The 19,008-nt window shown below is 61.9% G+C and carries 18 protein-coding genes; 4 read left to right on the forward strand and 14 right to left on the reverse strand.

Features of this window, described 5'->3' with window-relative positions:
- Window positions 1-16 precede the first annotated feature (16 nt).
- From ACJ8QI_RS06445 to ACJ8QI_RS06470, 6 genes are read right to left on the reverse strand one after another with little or no spacing between them, the layout of a single operon-like run.
- On the reverse strand, window positions 17-862 hold the full coding sequence (locus ACJ8QI_RS06445; protein WP_038877656.1) for a DMT family transporter: 846 nt from the start codon (window positions 860-862) through the stop codon (window positions 17-19).
- Window positions 859-2,166 (reverse strand): opine metallophore biosynthesis dehydrogenase, encoded by a 1,308-nt coding sequence (locus ACJ8QI_RS06450; protein WP_442532244.1) that lies wholly within the window; start codon window positions 2,164-2,166, stop codon window positions 859-861. Before ACJ8QI_RS06450 ends, ACJ8QI_RS06445 begins: the two co-directional genes overlap by 4 nt.
- Window positions 2,159-2,956, reverse strand: a complete 798-nt coding sequence (locus ACJ8QI_RS06455; protein ID WP_197757619.1) for a nicotianamine synthase family protein — start codon at window positions 2,954-2,956, stop codon at window positions 2,159-2,161. Before ACJ8QI_RS06455 ends, ACJ8QI_RS06450 begins: the two co-directional genes overlap by 8 nt.
- Window positions 2,944-3,729: an ABC transporter ATP-binding protein gene (locus tag ACJ8QI_RS06460; protein WP_087763515.1), complete on the reverse strand. Its 786-nt coding sequence runs from the start codon at window positions 3,727-3,729 to the stop codon at window positions 2,944-2,946. Before ACJ8QI_RS06460 ends, ACJ8QI_RS06455 begins: the two co-directional genes overlap by 13 nt.
- The gene (locus tag ACJ8QI_RS06465; RefSeq protein ID WP_442532245.1) at window positions 3,726-4,766 is read right to left on the reverse strand and encodes a FecCD family ABC transporter permease; all 1,041 of its coding nucleotides are present in this window, start codon (window positions 4,764-4,766) and stop codon (window positions 3,726-3,728) included. The genes ACJ8QI_RS06460 and ACJ8QI_RS06465 overlap by 4 nt, the downstream gene beginning before the upstream one ends.
- 2 nt (window positions 4,767-4,768) lie before the next feature.
- The gene (locus ACJ8QI_RS06470) at window positions 4,769-5,860 is read right to left on the reverse strand and encodes an ABC transporter substrate-binding protein (protein WP_084826337.1); all 1,092 of its coding nucleotides are present in this window, start codon (window positions 5,858-5,860) and stop codon (window positions 4,769-4,771) included.
- 370 nt (window positions 5,861-6,230) lie between these two features.
- On the opposite strand from ACJ8QI_RS06470, the gene htpX reads away from it, so the two are divergent.
- Window positions 6,231-7,109 carry a protease HtpX gene (htpX, locus tag ACJ8QI_RS06475; RefSeq protein ID WP_033638291.1) on the forward strand — a complete coding sequence of 293 codons (879 nt, stop codon included), beginning with the start codon at window positions 6,231-6,233 and terminating at the stop codon, window positions 7,107-7,109.
- A 51-nt stretch (window positions 7,110-7,160) separates the two neighbouring features.
- On the opposite strand, the gene ACJ8QI_RS06480 is transcribed toward htpX, so the two are convergent.
- The gene (locus ACJ8QI_RS06480) at window positions 7,161-8,555 is read right to left on the reverse strand and encodes an MFS transporter (RefSeq protein WP_147840241.1); all 1,395 of its coding nucleotides are present in this window, start codon (window positions 8,553-8,555) and stop codon (window positions 7,161-7,163) included.
- 231 nt (window positions 8,556-8,786) lie between these two features.
- Here ACJ8QI_RS06480 and kdgR point away from each other — a divergent pair, with 231 nt between their 5' ends.
- The gene (gene kdgR / locus ACJ8QI_RS06485; RefSeq protein WP_442532246.1) at window positions 8,787-9,578 is read left to right on the forward strand and encodes a DNA-binding transcriptional regulator KdgR; all 792 of its coding nucleotides are present in this window, start codon (window positions 8,787-8,789) and stop codon (window positions 9,576-9,578) included.
- Window positions 9,579-9,624: 46 nt separating this feature from the next.
- Here the strand turns inward: kdgR and ACJ8QI_RS06490 are convergent, their stop codons facing one another.
- The 5 genes from ACJ8QI_RS06490 to phnR form a co-directional block, all read right to left on the reverse strand.
- Entirely contained in the window at window positions 9,625-10,428 is an 804-nt protein-coding gene (locus ACJ8QI_RS06490; protein WP_330113490.1) for an ABC transporter permease, read from the reverse strand.
- A gap of 2 nt (window positions 10,429-10,430) precedes the next feature.
- Window positions 10,431-11,294 carry a 2-aminoethylphosphonate ABC transporter permease subunit gene (gene phnU / locus ACJ8QI_RS06495; protein WP_060419249.1) on the reverse strand — a complete coding sequence of 288 codons (864 nt, stop codon included), beginning with the start codon at window positions 11,292-11,294 and terminating at the stop codon, window positions 10,431-10,433.
- Window position 11,295: 1 nt separating this feature from the next.
- Window positions 11,296-12,420, reverse strand: a complete 1,125-nt coding sequence (gene phnT, locus ACJ8QI_RS06500) for a 2-aminoethylphosphonate ABC transport system ATP-binding subunit PhnT (RefSeq protein WP_442532684.1) — start codon at window positions 12,418-12,420, stop codon at window positions 11,296-11,298.
- 8 nt (window positions 12,421-12,428) lie between these two features.
- Window positions 12,429-13,439, reverse strand: coding sequence for a 2-aminoethylphosphonate ABC transporter substrate-binding protein (locus ACJ8QI_RS06505; protein ID WP_145958028.1), 1,011 nt, complete (start codon window positions 13,437-13,439; stop codon window positions 12,429-12,431).
- A 173-nt stretch (window positions 13,440-13,612) separates the two neighbouring features.
- The gene (gene phnR, locus ACJ8QI_RS06510; RefSeq protein ID WP_049198574.1) at window positions 13,613-14,332 is read right to left on the reverse strand and encodes a phosphonate utilization transcriptional regulator PhnR; all 720 of its coding nucleotides are present in this window, start codon (window positions 14,330-14,332) and stop codon (window positions 13,613-13,615) included.
- Window positions 14,333-14,487: 155 nt separating this feature from the next.
- Between phnR and phnW the strand changes: the two genes are divergently transcribed.
- Both phnW and phnX read left to right on the forward strand, forming a co-directional pair.
- On the forward strand, window positions 14,488-15,591 hold the full coding sequence (gene phnW, locus ACJ8QI_RS06515) for a 2-aminoethylphosphonate--pyruvate transaminase (protein WP_442532247.1): 1,104 nt from the start codon (window positions 14,488-14,490) through the stop codon (window positions 15,589-15,591).
- A gap of 9 nt (window positions 15,592-15,600) precedes the next feature.
- A complete protein-coding gene (gene phnX, locus ACJ8QI_RS06520) occupies window positions 15,601-16,410 on the forward strand; it encodes a phosphonoacetaldehyde hydrolase (RefSeq protein ID WP_089185891.1) in 810 nt (269 codons plus the stop codon).
- 64 nt (window positions 16,411-16,474) lie between these two features.
- Here the strand turns inward: phnX and ACJ8QI_RS06525 are convergent, their stop codons facing one another.
- Window positions 16,475-17,866 carry an L-cystine transporter gene (locus ACJ8QI_RS06525; RefSeq protein WP_038877619.1) on the reverse strand — a complete coding sequence of 464 codons (1,392 nt, stop codon included), beginning with the start codon at window positions 17,864-17,866 and terminating at the stop codon, window positions 16,475-16,477.
- A 181-nt stretch (window positions 17,867-18,047) separates the two neighbouring features.
- Window positions 18,048-18,596: a metal-dependent hydrolase gene (locus ACJ8QI_RS06530; protein WP_004931456.1), complete on the reverse strand. Its 549-nt coding sequence runs from the start codon at window positions 18,594-18,596 to the stop codon at window positions 18,048-18,050.
- Between the last annotated feature and the right edge of the window lie 412 nt (window positions 18,597-19,008).

Genomic DNA, 19,008 nt, shown 5'->3' on the forward strand with positions numbered 1-19,008 from the left:
CCGCGTTACGTGCTGCTCAGACGGCTTTCTTGCGGTGGCGCAGCCCGAGCCGGATGCAGGAAACCACCACCAGCAGGCAGCCGATCAGCGACAGCAACAGCGGGACTTCGTGCCAGAACAGCCAGCCCCAGGCAATATTGAAAACGATGCCGATATAGCGCACCACCGAGACCACGATCAGGTTATCGGAGGAAAAGGCCTGGGTTAAGACAACCTGTCCCAACAGCGATACCAGGGCGATGGCGAGCAGGATGGCAAACTGGTAGACGTTGGGCCAGACGAAGGCGTTCCACATCAGCGGCAGCGAGATCAGCGTCGCGATAAACAGGAAATAGAACACGATCTCGTAGTTGTGGTGGCGCTTGCTGAGCTTGTTGACCGACAGATAGGCGATAGCGGCGAACACCGCGCTCATCACGCCGACCAGCGACGCCAGGGTATACGTTGAGAAATGCCACGGCCGCACCAGCAGCACGGCGCCGATGATGACCAGCGCTAGCCAAAATGCGGTGTTGGCGCTGATCCGTTCACGCAGCACCAGCAAGGAAAGCAGAATGGAGAAAAACGGCGACAGGTAGGCCAGCATGCTGGCGTCGGCCAGCGTGAGGTGGGCGATGCTGTAAAAATAACAGATGAGATACAGCCCACCCATAGTGCCTCGTAATACCAGCAGCGGCCGGTCTTCGCGGCTGAAGGCGACGCCGTGGCGATACATCAGCAGCAGAACCAGCAGGCAGCCGATGCTGCTGCGAAAGAACACGATTTCCCCGGTGGGTATGTCGTCGGCGATGGTTTTGACCAGCGCATTCATGACGCTGAAAATCAGCGAGGCGAAAATGGCCAGCAGCGCACCCTGATTCATGCTTGCCCCCGCCACTGACGGTAGGTGATGGCCGCCTGTTCGTCGCAGGTATCGTCCAGCAGCGAATGATGGCAATGCTCGGCGCCGATCCGGGTGACGAAGCTCTGCAGCGCCTGCTGAAAGCGCGCCAACAGGCGCCGGGCAGTGGGCATCTCGACGCCAAGCCGCTCCGCCAGCAAGACCAGCGTGCGGAGTTTTCGCACGTCTTCCAGCGGCACGCGCGGCAGGCACCACAGCCCTTGAGCATCCTGAAAGACGCGGGCGACCCTGACGGCGGAAAAATCATAATAGCGACCCTGCGCGTCCGGTTCGGAATAGGGATCGACCAGCAGCGCGGTATAGCGCGTAAACAGCGCATAGCGTTGTTCCGCCGGCGCGAGCTGCGGGAAATGGTCAATCCAGCGGCGGCTCACCATGCGGGAGGGAACCGGGTAGCTGTCGTCGTTCAAAAAGCGCAGCAGGTTGATCTCCTCGACGCCGAGATGGTTGAGCAGCCTTTTGTAATCCTCCGACAGTTCGAGCATATCGGCGATCACCTCGGGGCAGATGGGACCCTCGGGATAGGTTTTATACAGGTATTGCACCGGCGCCTGCGGCTGGAATATCGCCTGCAGCGTGGTGTCGGCCAGCGCCAGCGGCGGATGAACATAGTTGGTGATGCTGAAGCGCTCGGCGGCCAGCAGGCTGTCGCAGCGCCGGGCGTCGATAGCGTGACGCGCCAGCACCGAGCCGATCCAGTCGAGTTCGGCGGAGTCTGGCGCCGGGCTTTGGGCCGCGAGATAGACCCGCTGTTTAAAGGCCTTGGTATAGGCGCGGTAGGGCTGCGCCGCATCCTGATATTTGGTGTCGGCGTAATAACTGGACAGACTGATGACCCCGACGTGGGATTGGCCAGCCGCCTGCAGCAGGTTTTGCACCATCAGGCCGGAGCCGATGGACGGGGAAAGCAGGATCAACGAACGCAGGTGGGGTAAGGTGGCCCACGGCACCTGCCGCAGCACCTCGTAATAGCGATCGGCGGGCACCGCGAGGATCAGCCGCTGCCAGTCGCCGCCGATGAGCGACAGATCGTCGCAATAACTGTCTACTGCCACCTGCGCATCGCGCTGGGTCTGCCGCGCCTTGCCGACGCCTTCAAGATGCAGACTGGGCGTGTGCGCCAGATGCGCCTTCAGGCGTTGTCCTTTCTCGCTGGGGCGATTGTACAGGCCGATGCGCGTGTCGGCCGTGGCCTGGATATCCGCAGCCAATTGGATCGCCGCCGGACCGGCGCCGAGGATCAGGGTAGAAAACGCATTATTCATGGCGATGAGACTCCAAAATCAAGAGATCGTACAGCGGGGTGGCAACCGGTTTACCGCTGACGCGCCAGGGTGAACGGGCAGCCAGATGGTGATAAGGGCAGTTGAAGATCGACTTAAGGCCGTTACCGTAGCGCAGCAGCAGTTTGCCGCGCTGGGGCAGTAAAGGCCGCAGCTGCGTCAGCAAGGTCTGCTTGTCCGCCACCAGAGAGGCGATGATGATGTGATCGATGTCGCGCTCGGTCAGGCCGTTCAATTTATCGATGCAGGGGATTTGCCGTGACAGCCCCAGATGGCGCGTGAGGCGGCGGGCAAAACGCTGGGCCGCCGGGTCGCAATCGTAGCAAATGACGGTGGCGGAGAGCCTGGCGACCAGCGCCAGCGCGGTGGTGGGCAAGGCGCCGCTGCCCACCAGCAACACTCGTTCACCGGGTTTGATGTCGGCGGCGGCGATCTCCAGCTGCAGGGCGCTATCGAAACTGTTCAGGTAGGCGTTGGTCTGCGCCGGCTCCCGGCAGAGCGTGGCGACGCGATGCTTCTCGTAATCGCACAAGGCGGCATTGGCCACCGCTCGCAGCTGGGTGATTTGCGCCGTTATCGAGCGATCGTTTTCCAGCTTGCGGCGATAGGCCTGCAGCTGCGGCAGATCGTTAAAGGCCTGCAGGCGGCTGAAGCGCCGTTCCAGCAGGGAAAAATGGCGCCGATCTTGCCGGGCGGAACGGTGAAGCTGGTGGATTTCCTGTTGCAAGCCGGCGAGTTGCGCCAGCATGTCCGCCTTGGTCAGAGTGTACATGGGGTTTCTCCGTGTGCGTGTAACAGCTGTGTCGGCAGCAGAAAGGGGTAGCCTTGGGGGCTGATGCCGCTTTCGATACCGACGCCAAATACGCGGGACATCATCGGGTGCCCCATCATCTGATGGGTGTCGCCGTGGCAAATGACGCGTCCGTGCTCGAGCAAGGTGAGAGAATGGCAGTAGCGCAGCGCCAGCCCCAGATCGTGGATCACCAGCAGCGTGATGCAGCGATGACGCCGGCTGTAGTCGGCGATCTGATTGAGTACGCGCAGCTGATGGTGGATGTCCAGCGCGCTGGTGGGCTCGTCGAGTAAAATGAGCTGCGGCTGAGAGACGAAGGCCTGCGCCAACATCACCAACTGCCGCTGCCCGCCGCTGAGGCGGTTGAAAGGGCGATCGGCAAGTGCGGAAATGCCGCATTCCGCCAGCGCCTGTTCGACCGCGTCGGCCTGTGCGGCGCTGACGCGCCACCCCAACTGCCGTACCTTGCCCAGCAGCACCATGTCAAACGCGGTCAACGCCGACTCGCTGCGATTGAGTTGCGGCACATAGGCGATGCGGCTGGTTTTCGGATCGAGCGGGCGCTCGCGGTAGGCGATAGCGCCGCTGTGCGGCAGCATGCGATTGATCGCTTTGAGCAGCGTCGATTTGCCGGCGCCGTTGGGCCCGATGATGCCGCCGAGCTTTGCCTCCGGCCAGGCCAATGAAACGTCGGCTAACAGCTGACGTCGATGCAGCGTGACGCCGACGCCGGTGAGGGTCAGTTGAGTCATGGGCGTTTAACCTGTCGGGTGACGAAGTAGAACAGCACCGGCACGCCGATTAAGGCGATAACGATGCCGATGGGCACTACGCCGTTCGGCAGCACCAGTTTGGCGACGATCGACGCGCACAGCAGCAGCAGGCTGCCGCAAAGGGCGGAAATGCAGATCAGATAGCGTTGATCCTCGCCCACCAGAAAACGGGCGAAATGCGGGGCGATCAGCCCGACGAACCCGATGGTGCCGACAAACGAGACCGAGGCGGCCGTCAGTAAGGTCGCCAGCAGAAAGGCCAGCTTGCGCAGCGCGCTGACGTTGATGCCCAGCCCCTGGGCCTGTTCTTCGCCGGCGGACAGTGCGGTCAGGCGCCAGGCCAGCCGCAGGCTGACGACCAGCGCGCAGAACAGGACGCCGCCGGTGATCGCCACGCCGTGCATATTGGCTTTGAGCAGGCTGCCGAACAGCCAGAAGACGATTTGCTGCATGGCTTCGGGCGAGGCCAGAAACAGCAGCAGGGATTGCAGCGACTGAAAGAAGAACAGCACCACGATGCCGCTCAGCACCAAAATTTGCGGCGTCATGCCGCGGCGCTGTCCCAGCAGATAGATAGGCACGCAGGCCAACAGCGCCATCAGCGAAGCCAGCAGCGGCGTGCCCAGCGCCAGCGCGCCACCCAGGCTGAATCCGGTGATGATCGACAGCGCCGCGCCAAATCCCGCCGCGGCCGAGATCCCCAGCGTATACGGGCTGGCGAGGGGGTTGGCCAGCACGGTCTGCATCAACAGACCGGCCAGCGCCAGGCTGGCGCCGACGACCAACGCGGTGAGCGTCATCGGCAAGCGAATCGACCAGAAAACCACCTGATGCAGCTCGTTGCCTGGCGCGGAGCCGGGCCAGAGCAGGGGCAGGATATCCGAGAGGCTAAGGTGCGCGGCGCCGACGGTCAGATCGACGACGGCGGCCGCCAGCAGCGCGCCGAGCAGCGCCAGCGTCAATAGCCCGCGGCGCAGCCTGCGCCGTTGTAAAAACGCACGTCCTGTGTAGGCCACGGCTACTCTCCTTGCCAGCGTTGCAGGAAGACGCCGTCAGCCTCTATCGGTAAGTATTGGCGGTAGAACCGCGCCAGGTTGCGTGGGGGATCAACGTCGGCAAACGCGGCCGGATAGAGCGCTTTCGCCAGATACTGAACAAAAATAAAATCGTAAATCGTGCGCGCGCCGCCATGGTAGAGCGCATAGAGGCGCTGGTCTTTTATCGCCGGCAGCTGCGGCCAACCGGCACGCTGGGCGTACTGAGCGAGGCGTGCCTGAAGGGGGGCCGCCTGTGCGCCGTAGCCCATCGGTACGGCGTTTGGCATGTTTTCCCAGTCGCCGCCGGCGAGGAAAATGACGTCCGGCTTTTGGGTCAGTACATAGTCGGCGCGCAAAGGCGCGGGGCTACCGACGACGCCGGCGGCGATATTGCGGGCGCCGGCCAGCTGTAACAGCGGCCCCCAGACGGAGGCGCCATAGCTGCTGCTGTATTCGCCGGGCCCCTTGTCGCCGAGTTCGATATAAGCGGTCGGTGGCGGCAGCTGCGCCTCGCGAATACGTCGCTGAGTCTCTTCAAGGCTCTGCCGATACTCGCTGGCCAGCCGTTCCGCCCGCTCGGGGTGGCCCATCGCCTGACCCATGGCCCGAATGCTGGCAAGTTTGACTTCCGCACCCTGGTTGAAGTCGACGACGATGTAAGGAATGTTGAGCTGTTGCAGCACCGGCAGGTAGTTGGCGAAGCCGTCGAGCTGCCATTTCGCCAGGATCAGCAGGTCTGGCCGCGTGGTCAGCAGGCGTTCGAAGTCAAAGCTCTGATTGTAGAGCGAACCGACATCGACCAGCTGAGCGAGCCGCGGCAGAGCCGCCTGATAACGCGGCCATTGGCTGGTGCGCAAGGCCCAGTCGCTTTTAGAGAAGGCGGCCACCTGTTGAAAACTGTCCGGGCCGTTCACCGCCAGAAAATCTTCGTAGTAAAAGCCGATATAGGCGCGTTGTGCGGGGGCGGCCAGGGTGACCTGGCGTCCTTCTGCGTCGGTGAGGTGGATTTCAGCTTGCGCGACGTGGCAAAAGAGCAGCCACGCAGTCAGCATGCAGACGAGGCGAGGTAACATGATTGACATCCCTTTACGATTAAATGTGATGTTATAATGTAACAATTAATCGCGGGATTCAAACTTTCCTGTCAGGCGAGGCGAGCGCTGCGTGAGCAAAGGCGGTGAGAGCCTGGCGGCCATAAAAAGTGTGCGGGCAATTTTTCTCGACGTCATTTTGCACGGGCCAAGAGTTTTTTCTGAGAAATCCCTCCGCCTTGCGCAACAATCGTTTACAATTTGCCAAATCCCGGTCGCGCGTCGTTTTTGTAAAGTTTCGTATTTTTAGTAGGTTAATGACGTGCGACTCTTGAAACTGTGACGAATGCCCATACGATCTAGGGTATCTTAGACAGCGTTTTGTTAACATTTATGAGGAAGTAAACATTTTATGATGCGTATAGCTCTGTTCCTGCTCACCAACCTGGCGGTGATGTTGGTTTTCGGGCTGGTGCTCAGCCTGACAGGAATCCAATCCAGTAGCGTTCAGGGCCTGATGATCATGGCCGGTCTGTTCGGCTTCGGCGGCGCTTTCGTGTCGTTGCTGATGTCCAAGTGGATGGCGCTGCGCTCCGTCGGCGGGGAAGTGATTGAACAACCGCGTAACGAAACCGAAAACTGGCTGCTGGAAACGGTACGCCGTCAGTCGCAGCAGGCGGGCATCGCCATGCCGCAGGTCGCTATCTACCACGCGCCGGACATCAACGCCTTTGCCACCGGCGCGCGCCGCGACGCCTCGCTGGTCGCCGTCAGCACTGGCCTGCTGCAGAGCATGAGCCGCGACGAAGCGGAAGCGGTCATCGCGCATGAAATCAGCCACGTCGCCAACGGCGATATGGTGACCATGACCCTGATTCAGGGCATCGTGAACACCTTCGTCATCTTCATTTCGCGCCTGATCGCGCAGGTCGCCGCCGGCTTCCTGGGCAATCGTGATGGCGAAGGGGAAGGCAACGGCAACCCGATGATTTACTTCGCGGTGTCGATGGTGCTGGAACTGGTGTTCGGCATCCTGGCAAGCATCATCACCATGTGGTTCTCGCGTCACCGCGAGTTCTACGCCGACGCCGGCTCCGCCAAGCTGGTGGGCCGCGAGAAGATGATCGCCGCCTTGCAGCGCCTGAAAACCAGCTACGAACCGCAGGAAGCGGGCAGCATGATGGCGTTCTGCATCAACGGTAAATCCAAGTCGTTCAGCGAGCTGTTCATGTCGCACCCGCCGCTCGACAAGCGTATCGAAGCGCTGCGTTCCGGCCAGTACCTGAAGTAATCGGCTGAATGAAAGGAAAAACCCCGGCTCGCCGGGGTTTTTTTATGTCCGCTATTTCACCTCGCGGCTTGGCTGCGCCGTTTGCGCCGTCGATTGGGTGATGCGCAGGCTGCTGACCGCCGCCGCCAGAGTAGCGAACACGCCGGCCAGGATCAGCGATGCGTGGGTGCCGGAGGTGGGGAACAGGTTGAACATCAGCGCCACCAGCGCGGCCCCCGAGGTTTGCCCCAGCAGGCGAGCGGTGCCCAGCATGCCGCTGGCGCCGCCGCTGCGGTTACGCGGCGCGGCGGAGATGATGGTGTGATTGTTGGGCGACTGGAACAGGCCGAAGCCGGCGCCGCACAGCACCATGCGCCAGATGATGTCCCCATTCGACGGATCCGCGGGCAGCAGCGCCAGCGAGAACAGCCCAAGCGCGAACACCGCCAGCCCAATGCAGCCCAGCAGGCCGGCGTGCACACGCTCCACCAGCCGGCCGGCGATCGGTGCCATGACTACGATCGCCAGCGGCCACGGCGTCAGCAGCAGCCCGGTCGCCACTTCGTCGCGGCCCAATGCGCTTTGCAGGAAGAACGGCAACGACACCATCGCCAGCATTTGCGCAGCAAACGAGCAGATTGAGGTGCCCATCGACAGGGCGAAGATCGGGATGCGCAGCAGGTCGACCGGCAGCAGCGGAAATTCCTGGCGCAGCTGGCGGCGCACGAACACCGCGCCAATCGCCAGCAGCGCGGCGATCTCGCTGAAGATCAGCGTCAGGCTCTGGCCCTGGGCGAAGCCGCTGATGGCGGTGATCAGCAGGCCGAACGTCAACGCGTTCAGCACGGCGCTGGTGGGATCGAAACGGCGGTTATCGCTTTTTTGGCCGTTGGCCGGCAGGAACTTCATGCCCAGCAGCAGCGCGACGAGGCCGATCGGCAGGTTGATGGCGAACAGCCACTGCCAGGAAGCGACCGACAGGATCGCCGCCGCCACCGTTGGCCCGGCCGCCGAGGAGCAGGCGACGATCAGCGAGTTGATGCCCATGCCGCGGCCGAGAAAACGCTGCGGATAGATGATGCGGATCAGCGCGGTGTTGACGCTCATGATGGCGGCGGCGCCAAAGCCTTGCAGCACGCGGGCGATGGTCAGCGTAAGCAGCGAGTCGGACAGGGCGCAGAACAGCGAGGTAATGCTGAACACCAGCAACCCGGCCTGATAGATGCGGCGATAGCCGATCAGATCGCCGAGCGACGCCAGCGACAGCAGAGACACGGTGATCGCCAGCTGATAGGCGTTAACCACCCAAATGGAGCTGGCCGGGCTGGCGTTGAGATCGCGCGCGATGGTGGGCAGCGCTACGTTGGCTATCGCGCCGTCGAGTACGGATACGGTAATGCCGAGGGCGATCGCGAGGATCGCCCCATAGCGTTGCGGGACGGGGAGGCCGTCGGAACAAGGACGCATGTTGGTCTCAGCGGTGTTTATTCAGGGGAGTATTATCATGCTAATCATAATCGCCTGCGATTGCATGCCCGTTGTCTGCTTAATTGTAAACGGCGATGAGCAGGTCGGCGGTTATCCAATTGGCTTCAATCACTTAGCGTTCAGCCGCGTTGCACGTCGCGATCTGTTCCGATTATACTGAAACCCTTGTTTAAATTTCCTGAAACAAAACCGTTAAGTAGGGTATGCACCATGGCTAACGCAGATTCAGACAAGCAGCCGGATGCCGTCTCATCCGTGATGAAAGTGTTCGGCATTTTGCAGGCGCTCGGCGATGAGCGCGAGATTGGCATTACCGAACTGTCCCAGCGGGTGATGATGTCTAAAAGCACCGTCTACCGTTTTCTGCAGACCATGAAAGCGCTGGGCTACGTCTCGCAGGAAGGGGAGACGGAAAAGTATGCGCTGACGCTCAAGCTGTTCGAGCTGGGTGCCAAATCGTTGCAGAACGTCGATCTGATCCGCAGCGCCGACGTGCAGATGCGCGAACTGTCGAATCATACCCGCGAAACCATCCACCTTGGTGCCCTGGATGAAGATGGCATCGTCTACATCCACAAGATAGACGCGATGTATAACCTGCGCATGTATTCGCGCATCGGCCGCCGCAACCCGCTGCACAGCACCGCCATCGGTAAAGTGCTGTTGGCCTGGCGCGATCGGGATGAGGTGGCGCAGATCCTGTCGCAGATTGAATTTACCCGCAGCACGGAGCATACCCTGGCCAGCGCCGCCGAGCTGTTGCCGGTGCTGGAGCGGGTGCGTAAGCAGGGATACGGCGAAGATGCCGAGGAACAGGAGGCGGGGATCCGCTGCATCGCGGTGCCGGTCTTCGATCGGTTCGGGGTGGCGATCGCCGGGCTGAGCCTCTCTTTCCCGACGCTGCGTTTTTCCGAAGCGGCGCGGGAGGAGTATGTGGCGCTGCTGCACGTCGCCGCCCGGCGCATCAGTGAACAGCAGGGCTATCACGACTACCCGTTCTAACCCTTCGCTTCGATGAACAAGGCGCGGCCATGGCAGCGCCTTGTTGCTATTTTGCGCTCGGCGTCAGCCTCTGCGCAATCCGCTCCAGCACTAACATCAGCAGCAACGTGGCCGCCACCAGGATCATGGTCAGCGTCGCGCCGTTGGCGATGCTGCCGCGATCGGTCAGGCTGAAGATAGTGACCGGCAGCGTCGCCCAGCTCGGTGGGTAGATCATCATGGTCGCGCCCAGCTCACCCATCGACAGCGACAGGCTGAGGGCGAAGGCGGAGATCATATAGGGAGCGATCATCGGCAGGGTGACGTGACGCAGGCGAAACAACGGCGAAGCGCCCAGGCTGGCGGCGACGTTTTCGTAGTCGCTCGAAAGCCGGGTCAGCCCGGCCATCACGTTGCCGAAGGTGAAGGCGGAAATCAGCACGAAGTGGGCGACGGGCACGATCAGGAAGGTACCGTTCATCTGCAGCGGTCCCTGGCTGAATGCCACCAGCATCCCTAAACCGATCGACACCGAAGGCACCGCGCTGGGTATGAAGAACAGCGTACTCAGCAGGCGCTGGCCGCGCCCCTGATGGTGGCGCAGCGCCAACGCCGCCCAGGTGCCGCACAGCAGCGCGAACAGGCTGGCGCTGAAACCGATAGCCAGGCTGGCGACCAGCGCGTCCCAGGAGGCGCCGCTGAAGGCCTGGCGGAAATGGCTTAGAGTGAAGCCGCTCGGCAGCACGCCGTTCCACTGTTCGCTCAGGCTGGACATCAGGATCACCGCCAGCGGCAGGCAGAAGAACAGGGCGAACAGCGTGACCGCCAGCGTGCAGGTCAGGGTGCGGCCGGTGCGAGACCAAATCAACATCGTCAGTTCCTCAGCCCGGCGCGCGCCGCGGCGTAGCGGTAAAGGGAGAACAGCCCGAGCGACAGCGCGATATTCACGACGGCGATCGTGCAGGCGACGGCGTAATCCGACTCCAGAATCGCTTTGGAGTAGACCATCATCGGCAGCGTGGTGACGCCCTTGGCACCGATAAACAGCACGATGCCGAATTCATTGGTGGTCAACAGCAAACACAGGCTGCCGCCGGCCAGCAAGGCCGGCAGCGCGGCCGGCAAAATCACCTGGCGTACCACGCGCCCCGGCCGGGCGCCGAGGATGCTGGCGGCCTCGAGCTGGCTGCGATCGATCTGCGACAGCGCCGCCATCAGCGGGCGCATCACCAGCGGCGTAAACACGGTGATTTCCGCCAGGATCACGCCCCAAATGGAGTAAAGAAAGTCCACCGGTGGCAGGGTAAAACCGAAGGCCGCCATCAGCGTGCCGTTCAGCAGGCCGGCGGATCCGTAGATAAAGGTGAAGGCCAGCGTGATCAGGAAGGTCGGCATGGCGATAAAGGTATCGATCACCCTGGCGATCAGCCGGCTGCCGGGGAACGGCGTAAACACCAGCAGCAGCGACAGCAGGGTGCCGAGTACCAGGCAGCCCAGCGTCGCCAGCAGCGCAATCTGCAGCGTGTTGAGCAGGGCGCCGACAAAGCGTCGGGATTCAAACACCTGTTGCAGCGCGGCGGCGCTGAACAGCCCCTGATCGTCGGTAAACGCCTGTTTGACGATCAGCGCCAGCGGATAGAAAAACAGCGTCGCCAGCACCAGCAGCGGCAGCAAGATCCACAGACGGCGCGGCAAGCGCAGCCGCAGAGCCGGGCGAATAAGCGTAGAGTCGGTCATGTCAGTCCTCGATCAGTACCGCGTCGTCGGGGGCGAAATAGAGCGGCACGCGCTCGCCGAGCTGCGGCATCTGGCTGCGATGGGTGGTGACCACGCGCAGCGGATGACCTTCCGCGTCGAACTGCAGGTGCGTCAACTCCCCCTGCCAGTGAATGTCGCGCAGCGTACCGATGATGCAGTTGCTGCGCTGGGCGTCGGCATCGAGCGCAATATGCTGCGGCCGAATGCACAGCAATTTATCGAAGCCGCGTTGTGCACCGTAGGTGAAGCAGCCGATCACTTTGCCGGCGCAGCTGACGGTGGTCATGCCTTGCCCGGTGGTCGTCTCCAGCGCGGTGGCCGGCAGCAGGTTGGCGCGGCCGAGGAACTCGGCGGCGAAGCGGTTCGTCGGATGATGGTACAGCGCGCGAGTCTCGCCGTGGGCGATCAGGTGGCCGTCGCGCATGATGCCAATCTTGTCCGCCAGCGTCAGCGCTTCGCCCTGATCGTGGGTGACGTACAGGATGGTCAGGTCAGGCAGTTCGCGGTGCAGGCGGGCGATCTCCTCCACCATGCTGTGGCGAATTTGCGCGTCCAGCGCCGACAGCGGCTCATCCAACAGCAGTACTTTGGGGCGCACCGCGATGGCGCGGGCGATCGCCACCCGCTGCTGTTGGCCACCGGAGAGCTGGCTGGGATAGCGCTTGGCGTAGGCGGACATGCCGACGATGGCCAACGCCTCTTCGACGCGCTCGGCGGTGAGGCCGCGCGGCTTGCATTGGGCGCGCAGGCCGAACGCCACATTGTCTTCGACGCGCATATGCGGAAACAGCGCGTAGTTCTGTACCACCATGCCCAGACCACGCTCATAGGGCGGCACGTCGGTGACATCGACGTCACCGATGGCAATACGCCCGGCGGAGGGCTGCACGAAGCCGGCGATCGCCCGCAGCACGGTGGTTTTACCCGAACCGGAGGGGCCGATCAGCGCCAGCACTTCGCCGGGGGCGATGGTGAGCGTCAGGGGTTTCAGCACCTCGGTGCCGCGATACGACACGCTGACGCGGTCGAGCTGAATGCCCGACGGCCCGGCGATGTCCTGACTGCTATCCCGCGCCTCGGCGCGGGAAGAGAGGGTAGAAGGCATCGTCAGCGTCATTCGGTCACCTGGTGCCAGCGGGAGATATCGGCGGACAGGCTGCTCACCACCTGATTCCAGTCCGGCGCCCAGATCTCAACGCCTTTCAGCGCCGCCTGCGACTGCTTGAAGTTATCGTCGGTCGGGGTGACGTCCTTACGCACCGGCATGCCGTAGGAAATGGCGCTGACGCTGCTCTGGGCTTCTTTGCTCAGCAGGAAGTCGATCAGCTTTTTGCCGTTGGCGCTTTGCGGCGCGCCTTGCACCAGGCCGACATAGTAAGGCAGCACCAGCGTGCTGCGCTTGCCGTCCGGCCCGGCCGGCCAGAACACCTTCACGTTCGGGTTGCTGCGCATCTGCGCCAGGTTCATCTGCAGATCGCCGTTGGCCACCAGCAGCTCGCCTTTATTGACCAGCGCGGTCAGCTTGCCGGTGGAAGCGGAAGGGCCGACGTTGTTGCTTTGCAGTTTGCCGAGGTAGTCGAAACCGGCGTCTTTGCTGCCGAAGCTGTGAAACGCCTGCAGCATCACCGCGGTGCCGTCACCCGCCTGGCCCGGCGTGGAGTACTGCAGCTTGTTGCGGAACTGCGCGTCCAGCAGCTGTTGATAGCTGGCGGGCGCCTGCGGCAACAGCTTGGCGTTATAGATGAAGCTCAGGTAGTTGTTCACCAGCGGCACGAACTGTGGCTGGGCGTCGGCGATCTGCGCCGCATCCTGCGGGGTGAAATCCTGCAGCAGTTTTTCCGCGGCGGCGCGCTGGATGAACGGCGGCAGCGTCACCAGCACGTCGGCCTGCGGGTTGCTGCGCTCTTTCGACAGCCGCTCGACGATGGCGCCGGAACCGCCTTCGACGTACTGCACCTTGATGCCGGTTGCCTGAGTGAAGGCGTCGAACTGGGTTTGATACCAGCTGTGATCGCCGTCGTGCAGCCCATCGGCAGAGTAGACGGTCACCACCGCGTCGGCGGCCCAGGCCGGCGCGGCGCCGAGTGCGATGGCGGTCATCACGACCAGACGAGAAAGTTTCATAGCTTCAGCCTCACTGTTGCGGGTTAATGCGAAACTGGTATACACCAGATATGCGGCCAAGCTAATCGGCGAATATGACAAACAAATGAAAGCGGCAAAATATATTTGCCGGCAACGGGGATTGGGCGTGGGAGAGAAACGGGGGCGGCAGGCGCAGCCCCGTCATGCTGGGGTTAAAGCGTATCGACTTCGATGCGCAGGCTGTCGTGGCGCCAGTATTCGATATCGAAATCGAGAATGCGGCCGTGCTGATCGTAATTCAACCGGCGCAGCAACAAGGCAGGCAGGCCGACCATGGCGCCGAGCGCGTTGGCGGCGCGGTAAGGCAGGGCTGTCGGATAGAACGACAGATGCATGTTGCTGTAAATCAACGCGTAATGCTGTTGATAGACCTCGGTCAGGCTGCCGTTGAGATCGTGGCTGAGCAGTTCCGGCACCCGCTGCGGCAGGCAGTGGTTTTCGCAATAGCAGATGGCGCGGCCGTCGGCGTAGCGCACGCGGCGCAGCAGATACACCTGATCGAACGGTTCGAGCGCCAGCGGCTGCATCACGTCGAGCGGCACCGTGGTTTTTTCGCCGGACAGCAGCGCGGTGCGCGGCGTGCGCCCCTGCTCCTGGCAGAGGCGGTGGAAGTTGGTGTTCTGCGTCGGATCCAGCCACAGCCGCTCCGGCGTGACGAACCAACCGCGGCGATCGGCGCGGTAGATGGCGCCGGTGGCCTCCAGCTGCGCCAGGCTCTCGCGAATGGTAACGCGGGTGGTGGAGAAGATGGCGCACAGCTCGCGCTCCGAAGGCAGCTTGTCGCCCGCCTGCAGCGCGCCGCGGGTGATACGCGCCTGAAGCTGATCCTTGATCTGCAGGTAGTGGGGCATATCGCCCTGATGTTCTTTCATTTCATCTCGCTATGGCATCGGCCCGACATTCCGGCACGCGCTTATTATACATAGCCAGATGAATTTTTTGTTTCACCGCGCTTTGTCGTTTGACCGGGGAAGGAATTTGCGGCCACAATGCCCGCAATCTGGTATAGACCAAATAGGTGAATAACATGTCCGATCGTAACTACCTGCTGTTGACCCCCGGCCCGTTGACCACGTCGAAAACGGTAAAAGAGGCGATGCTGTTCGACAGCTGCACCTGGGATGAAGATTACAACCTGGGCGTGGTGCAAAGCATCCGCCAGCAGTTGGTGGCGCTGGCGACGCCGTCCGCCGGTTACACCTCGGTGTTGCTGCAGGGCAGCGGCAGTTTTGCGGTGGAAGGCGTGCTGGGCACGGTCATCGGCCCGCAGGACAAGCTGCTGATCGTCAACAACGGCGCCTACGGGGCGCGGATGATCGAAATGGCGCGGCTGATGGATATCGACCACCACGCTTTCGACTGCGGCGAGGTCAATGAGCCGGACGTGGCGGCGATGGAGGCGGTGCTGAAAAGCGATGCGCGCATCAGCCATATCGCCATGGTGCACTGCGAAACCACCACCGGCATGCTCAACCCGCTGCAGAAAGTCGCCGGCCTGGCGGCGCGCAACGGCAAGACCTTTATCGTCGACGCCATGAGCAGCTTCGGCGGCATTCCGCTGGATGTGGACGCGCTGGGCATCGATTTTCTGATCAGCTCCGCCAACAAATGCATTCAGGGCGTGCCGGGCTTCGCTTTCGTCATCGCCCGCCGCAGCGAGCTGGAGAAATGTGCCGGCTGTTCACGCTCGCTGTCGCTGGATCTGTATGCCCAGTGGCGCTGTATGGAAGACCAGGCCGGCAAATGGCGCTTTACGTCGCCGACCCACACCGTGTTGGCCTTTGCACAGGCGCTGAAAGAACTGGAACAAGAGGGCGGCATTGCCGCGCGCCACCGCCGCTATCAGACCAATCAGCGGCGGCTGGTGGCGGGTATGCGCGAGCTGGGCTTTGAGACTCTGCTGGACGATGCGTTGCATTCGCCGATCATCACCGCGTTCTATTCGCCAAAGGCCGACACTTACCGCTTTGCCGAATTTTATCAGCGCCTGAAGCAGCAAGGGTTTGTGATCTATCCCGGCAAAGTGTCGCAGAGCGACTGCTTCCGCATCGGCAACATCGGGGAAATTTATCCGCAGGATATCGAACGTTTGCTGGCGGCCGTCGGGCAGGCGATGTACTGGAATCAATAAGGATTGACCATGAAACAGATCAACGCAGTGATCCTCGACTGGGCCGGCACCACGGTGGACTTCGGCTCCTTTGCGCCAACGCAGATTTTTGTCGAGGCATTCAAACAAACCTTCGATATCGACATCAGCCTGGCGGAGGCGCGCATTCCGATGGGGCTGGGTAAATGGCAGCACATCGAGGCGCTAGGCAAGCTGCCGGCGGTCGACGCGCGCTGGCGGCAGAAGCTGGGCCGTTCGATGACCCATCAGGACATCGACGCGCTGTATCAGGCGTTTATGCCGCTGCAAATCGCCAAAGTGATCGACTTCGCCGATCCCATCGAAGGTGTGCCGCAGGTGATTGCCGGGCTGCGCGAACAGGGCATTAAAATCGGCTCCTGCTCCGGTTATCCGCGTGCGGTGATGGAGGTGCTGGTGCCTGCCGCCGCGCAGCGCGGCTACGCGCCAGATTACTGGGTCGCCACTGACGATCTCGCGGCCGGTGGCCGGCCGGGGCCGTGGATGGCGTTGCAGAACGTTATCGCGCTGGGCATCGATGCGGTGGCGCACTGCGTGAAGGTGGACGACGCGGTGCCGGGCATTGCTGAAGGGCTGAACGCCGGGATGTGGAGCGTCGGATTGGCGCTGTCCGGCAATGAGTTTGGCGCGACCTGGCAGGAGTACCGCCAAATGGCGGAAGGTGAGATAGAGCAGCGCCGTAAGGCGGCCGCCGATAAGCTGTACGCGGCGGGCGCGCACTATGTGATAGACACGCTGGCGCACTTGCCGGGCGTGATCGCCGACATCAACCGGCGGCTGGCGAACGGCGAGCGGCCGTAACGACCGAGCGCGGGGCATAAAAAAACCGGGGATAATCCCCGGTTTTTTTCGTTTTGAGACGGCGTTAACGGTGAGCCAATTCGACTTCGTCTTCGCTGTCCATCACGGCTTTGTCGGTTTGCTTCATCAGCTGGCTGGTGATGGTGCCCGCCGCCATGGAGCCGTTGACGTTCAGCGCGGTACGGCCCATGTCGATCAGCGGTTCGACCGAGATCAGCAGCGCGACCAGCGTCACCGGCAGGCCCATCGCCGGTAGCACGATCAGCGCGGCGAAGGTAGCGCCGCCGCCCACGCCCGCTACGCCGGCGGAGCTGATGGTGACGATGCCGACCAGGGTGGCGATCCACACCGGATCCAGCGGGTTGATGCCGACGGTCGGCGCAACCATTACCGCCAGCATCGCCGGGTAGAGGCCCGCACAGCCGTTCTGGCCGATGGTGGCACCGAAAGACGCCGAGAAGCTGGCGATGGATTCCGGCACGCCCAGGCGGCGGGTCTGCGCTTCCACGTTCAATGGAATGCTGGCGGCGCTCGAGCGGCTGGTGAAGGCGAAGGTGATCACCGGCCACACCTTGCGGAAGAACTTCATCGGGTTAACGCCGGTGAAGGCCAGCAGCACAGCGTGCACCACGAACATGATGGCCAGGCCGATATACGAGGCCACCACAAAGCTGCCGAGCTTGACGATGTCGTGAATGTTGGAACCGGCGACCACTTTGGTCATCAGCGCCAGCACGCCGTACGGCGTCAGCTTCATGACCAGACGCACCAGCTTCATCACCCAGGCCTGCAGGGTGTCGATAGCCACCAGTACGCGCTCGCCTTTCGGCTTGTCGTCTTTCAGCAGCTGCAGCGATGCCACGCCGAGGAAGGTGGCGAAAATCACCACGCTAATGATCGACGTCGGGCTGGCCCCGGTCAGATCGGCGAACGGGTTTTTCGGGATGAACGACAGCACCATCTGCGGCACGGTCAGGTCGGCCAGTTTACCCACGTAGTTGGTCTGGATCGCCGTCAGGCGCGCGCTTTCCTGCGCGCCCTGCACCAGGCCTTCGGCGGTCAGGCCGAACAGGTTGGTGACCAGCACGCCCACCAGCGCCGAGATCAGCGTGGTGAACAGCAGCGTGCCGATAGTCAGGACGCTGATTTTGCCCAGAGAAGAGGCGTTGTGCAGCTTGGCCACCGCGCTCAGGATCGAGGCGAACACCAGCGGCATGACGATCATTTGCAGCAGCTGCACATAGCCGTTGCCGACGATGTTGAACCAGCTGATGGATTCTTTCAGCACCGGGTTGTCGGAGCCGTACACCAGCTGCAGGCCCAGGCCGAACACCACGCCGACCACCAGGCCGACCAGCACTTTTTTCGCCAGGCTCCATTGCTTGTGGCGGGTTTGCGCCAACAGCAACAGGAGCGCGACAAACACCAGCACGTTAATCACGAGCGGAAGATTCATCCCCAATGTCTCCAATAATCTTTCTTATAAAAACGACTACGCATCACGTATGTCGCGATGTAAATATCGTAACAGTTTGCCGAGTGGCCTACTTATATCCAAATGGAATTTGATATAGCTTTTTGTGTGTTTTTGTTCGTTTTATATACATGAAGGTGATGGGTTGAGCGGGTTTTTGTGATCAGAGTCTGATATTTCTGATTTGCTCGACATAGGATTGCACCGGCAGGGTGAAATCACCTTGCCAACAGATGGCAAACGCCACCAGGCACAGACACAGCACGCGCTCGAGCTGATTGCCTTTTTGCGAGTTGAGCAGCGGCAGGCGAAAACGCCAGCGGCATGGCCACAGCAGCGGAACGCCGGCGGGAGTGAGCATATCGGCCAGCAGATGGCTGAAGTAACCGATGATCATGGCGTGCAGCGCGTCGGCCGGGATCGGCCAGCTGCGCGGCACGTCCAGCTGGAACAGCGCCATGCCGCCGGCGATCGCCAGCAGGCTGTGGGTGAAGCCGCGGTGGCCGAAGGCGCGGGCGATGGGCAGGGCAATCCAGCGCAGACGCTGGCCCAGTACCGACTTGGGGTGATCGATGTCCGGCAGCAGCGAGGTCAGCAGCGCGGCGGGTATGATGTGCCACCAGTCGCCGGTAGCCAGCTCTGGCGTCACTTCCGCCTTCTTGGCGAAGATCGCGCAAGCGACAGAGAATATAAGGTGTCCTTCCGCGGTCATGCTGTTGCGATTCCGGCTGGTAAACTGTTAATTTATCCAGTATATGGGAAAATTCCCAGTAGTGGAAGCAGTTACCCTGTAACCAATTGTTTATTTTTCCCGGTTTTACAACGGCTTGTTACGGCAATGCGTAACAAATCATCGCTTTTGACGGACGTGAACAAAAAGCGGGCAATGGGTGGTGCGGAACGGAGAGAAATAAGGGCGGTTTTCAGTACGCAGCGGCGGGAGGAAGCGGCGGCCGCGAAGAGCGCTGCGTGGCAGTGACAACGTTTCGCGGACCGTCGCTTTCCCTGCCGCCCAGCATAATAACAACAGCATGCCGATTCAATAATAATGAAACGCTGTTTCGTTTGTTTTGCGGCACGGATCCCTTTTATGGCGCTGAGCGGAAAGCCAGGGCGCCGGTGGC

It is taken from the genome of Serratia sp. CY84636 (genome assembly GCF_052166245.1).
Classification (GTDB): Bacteria; Pseudomonadota; Gammaproteobacteria; order Enterobacterales; family Enterobacteriaceae; genus Serratia; species Serratia nevei.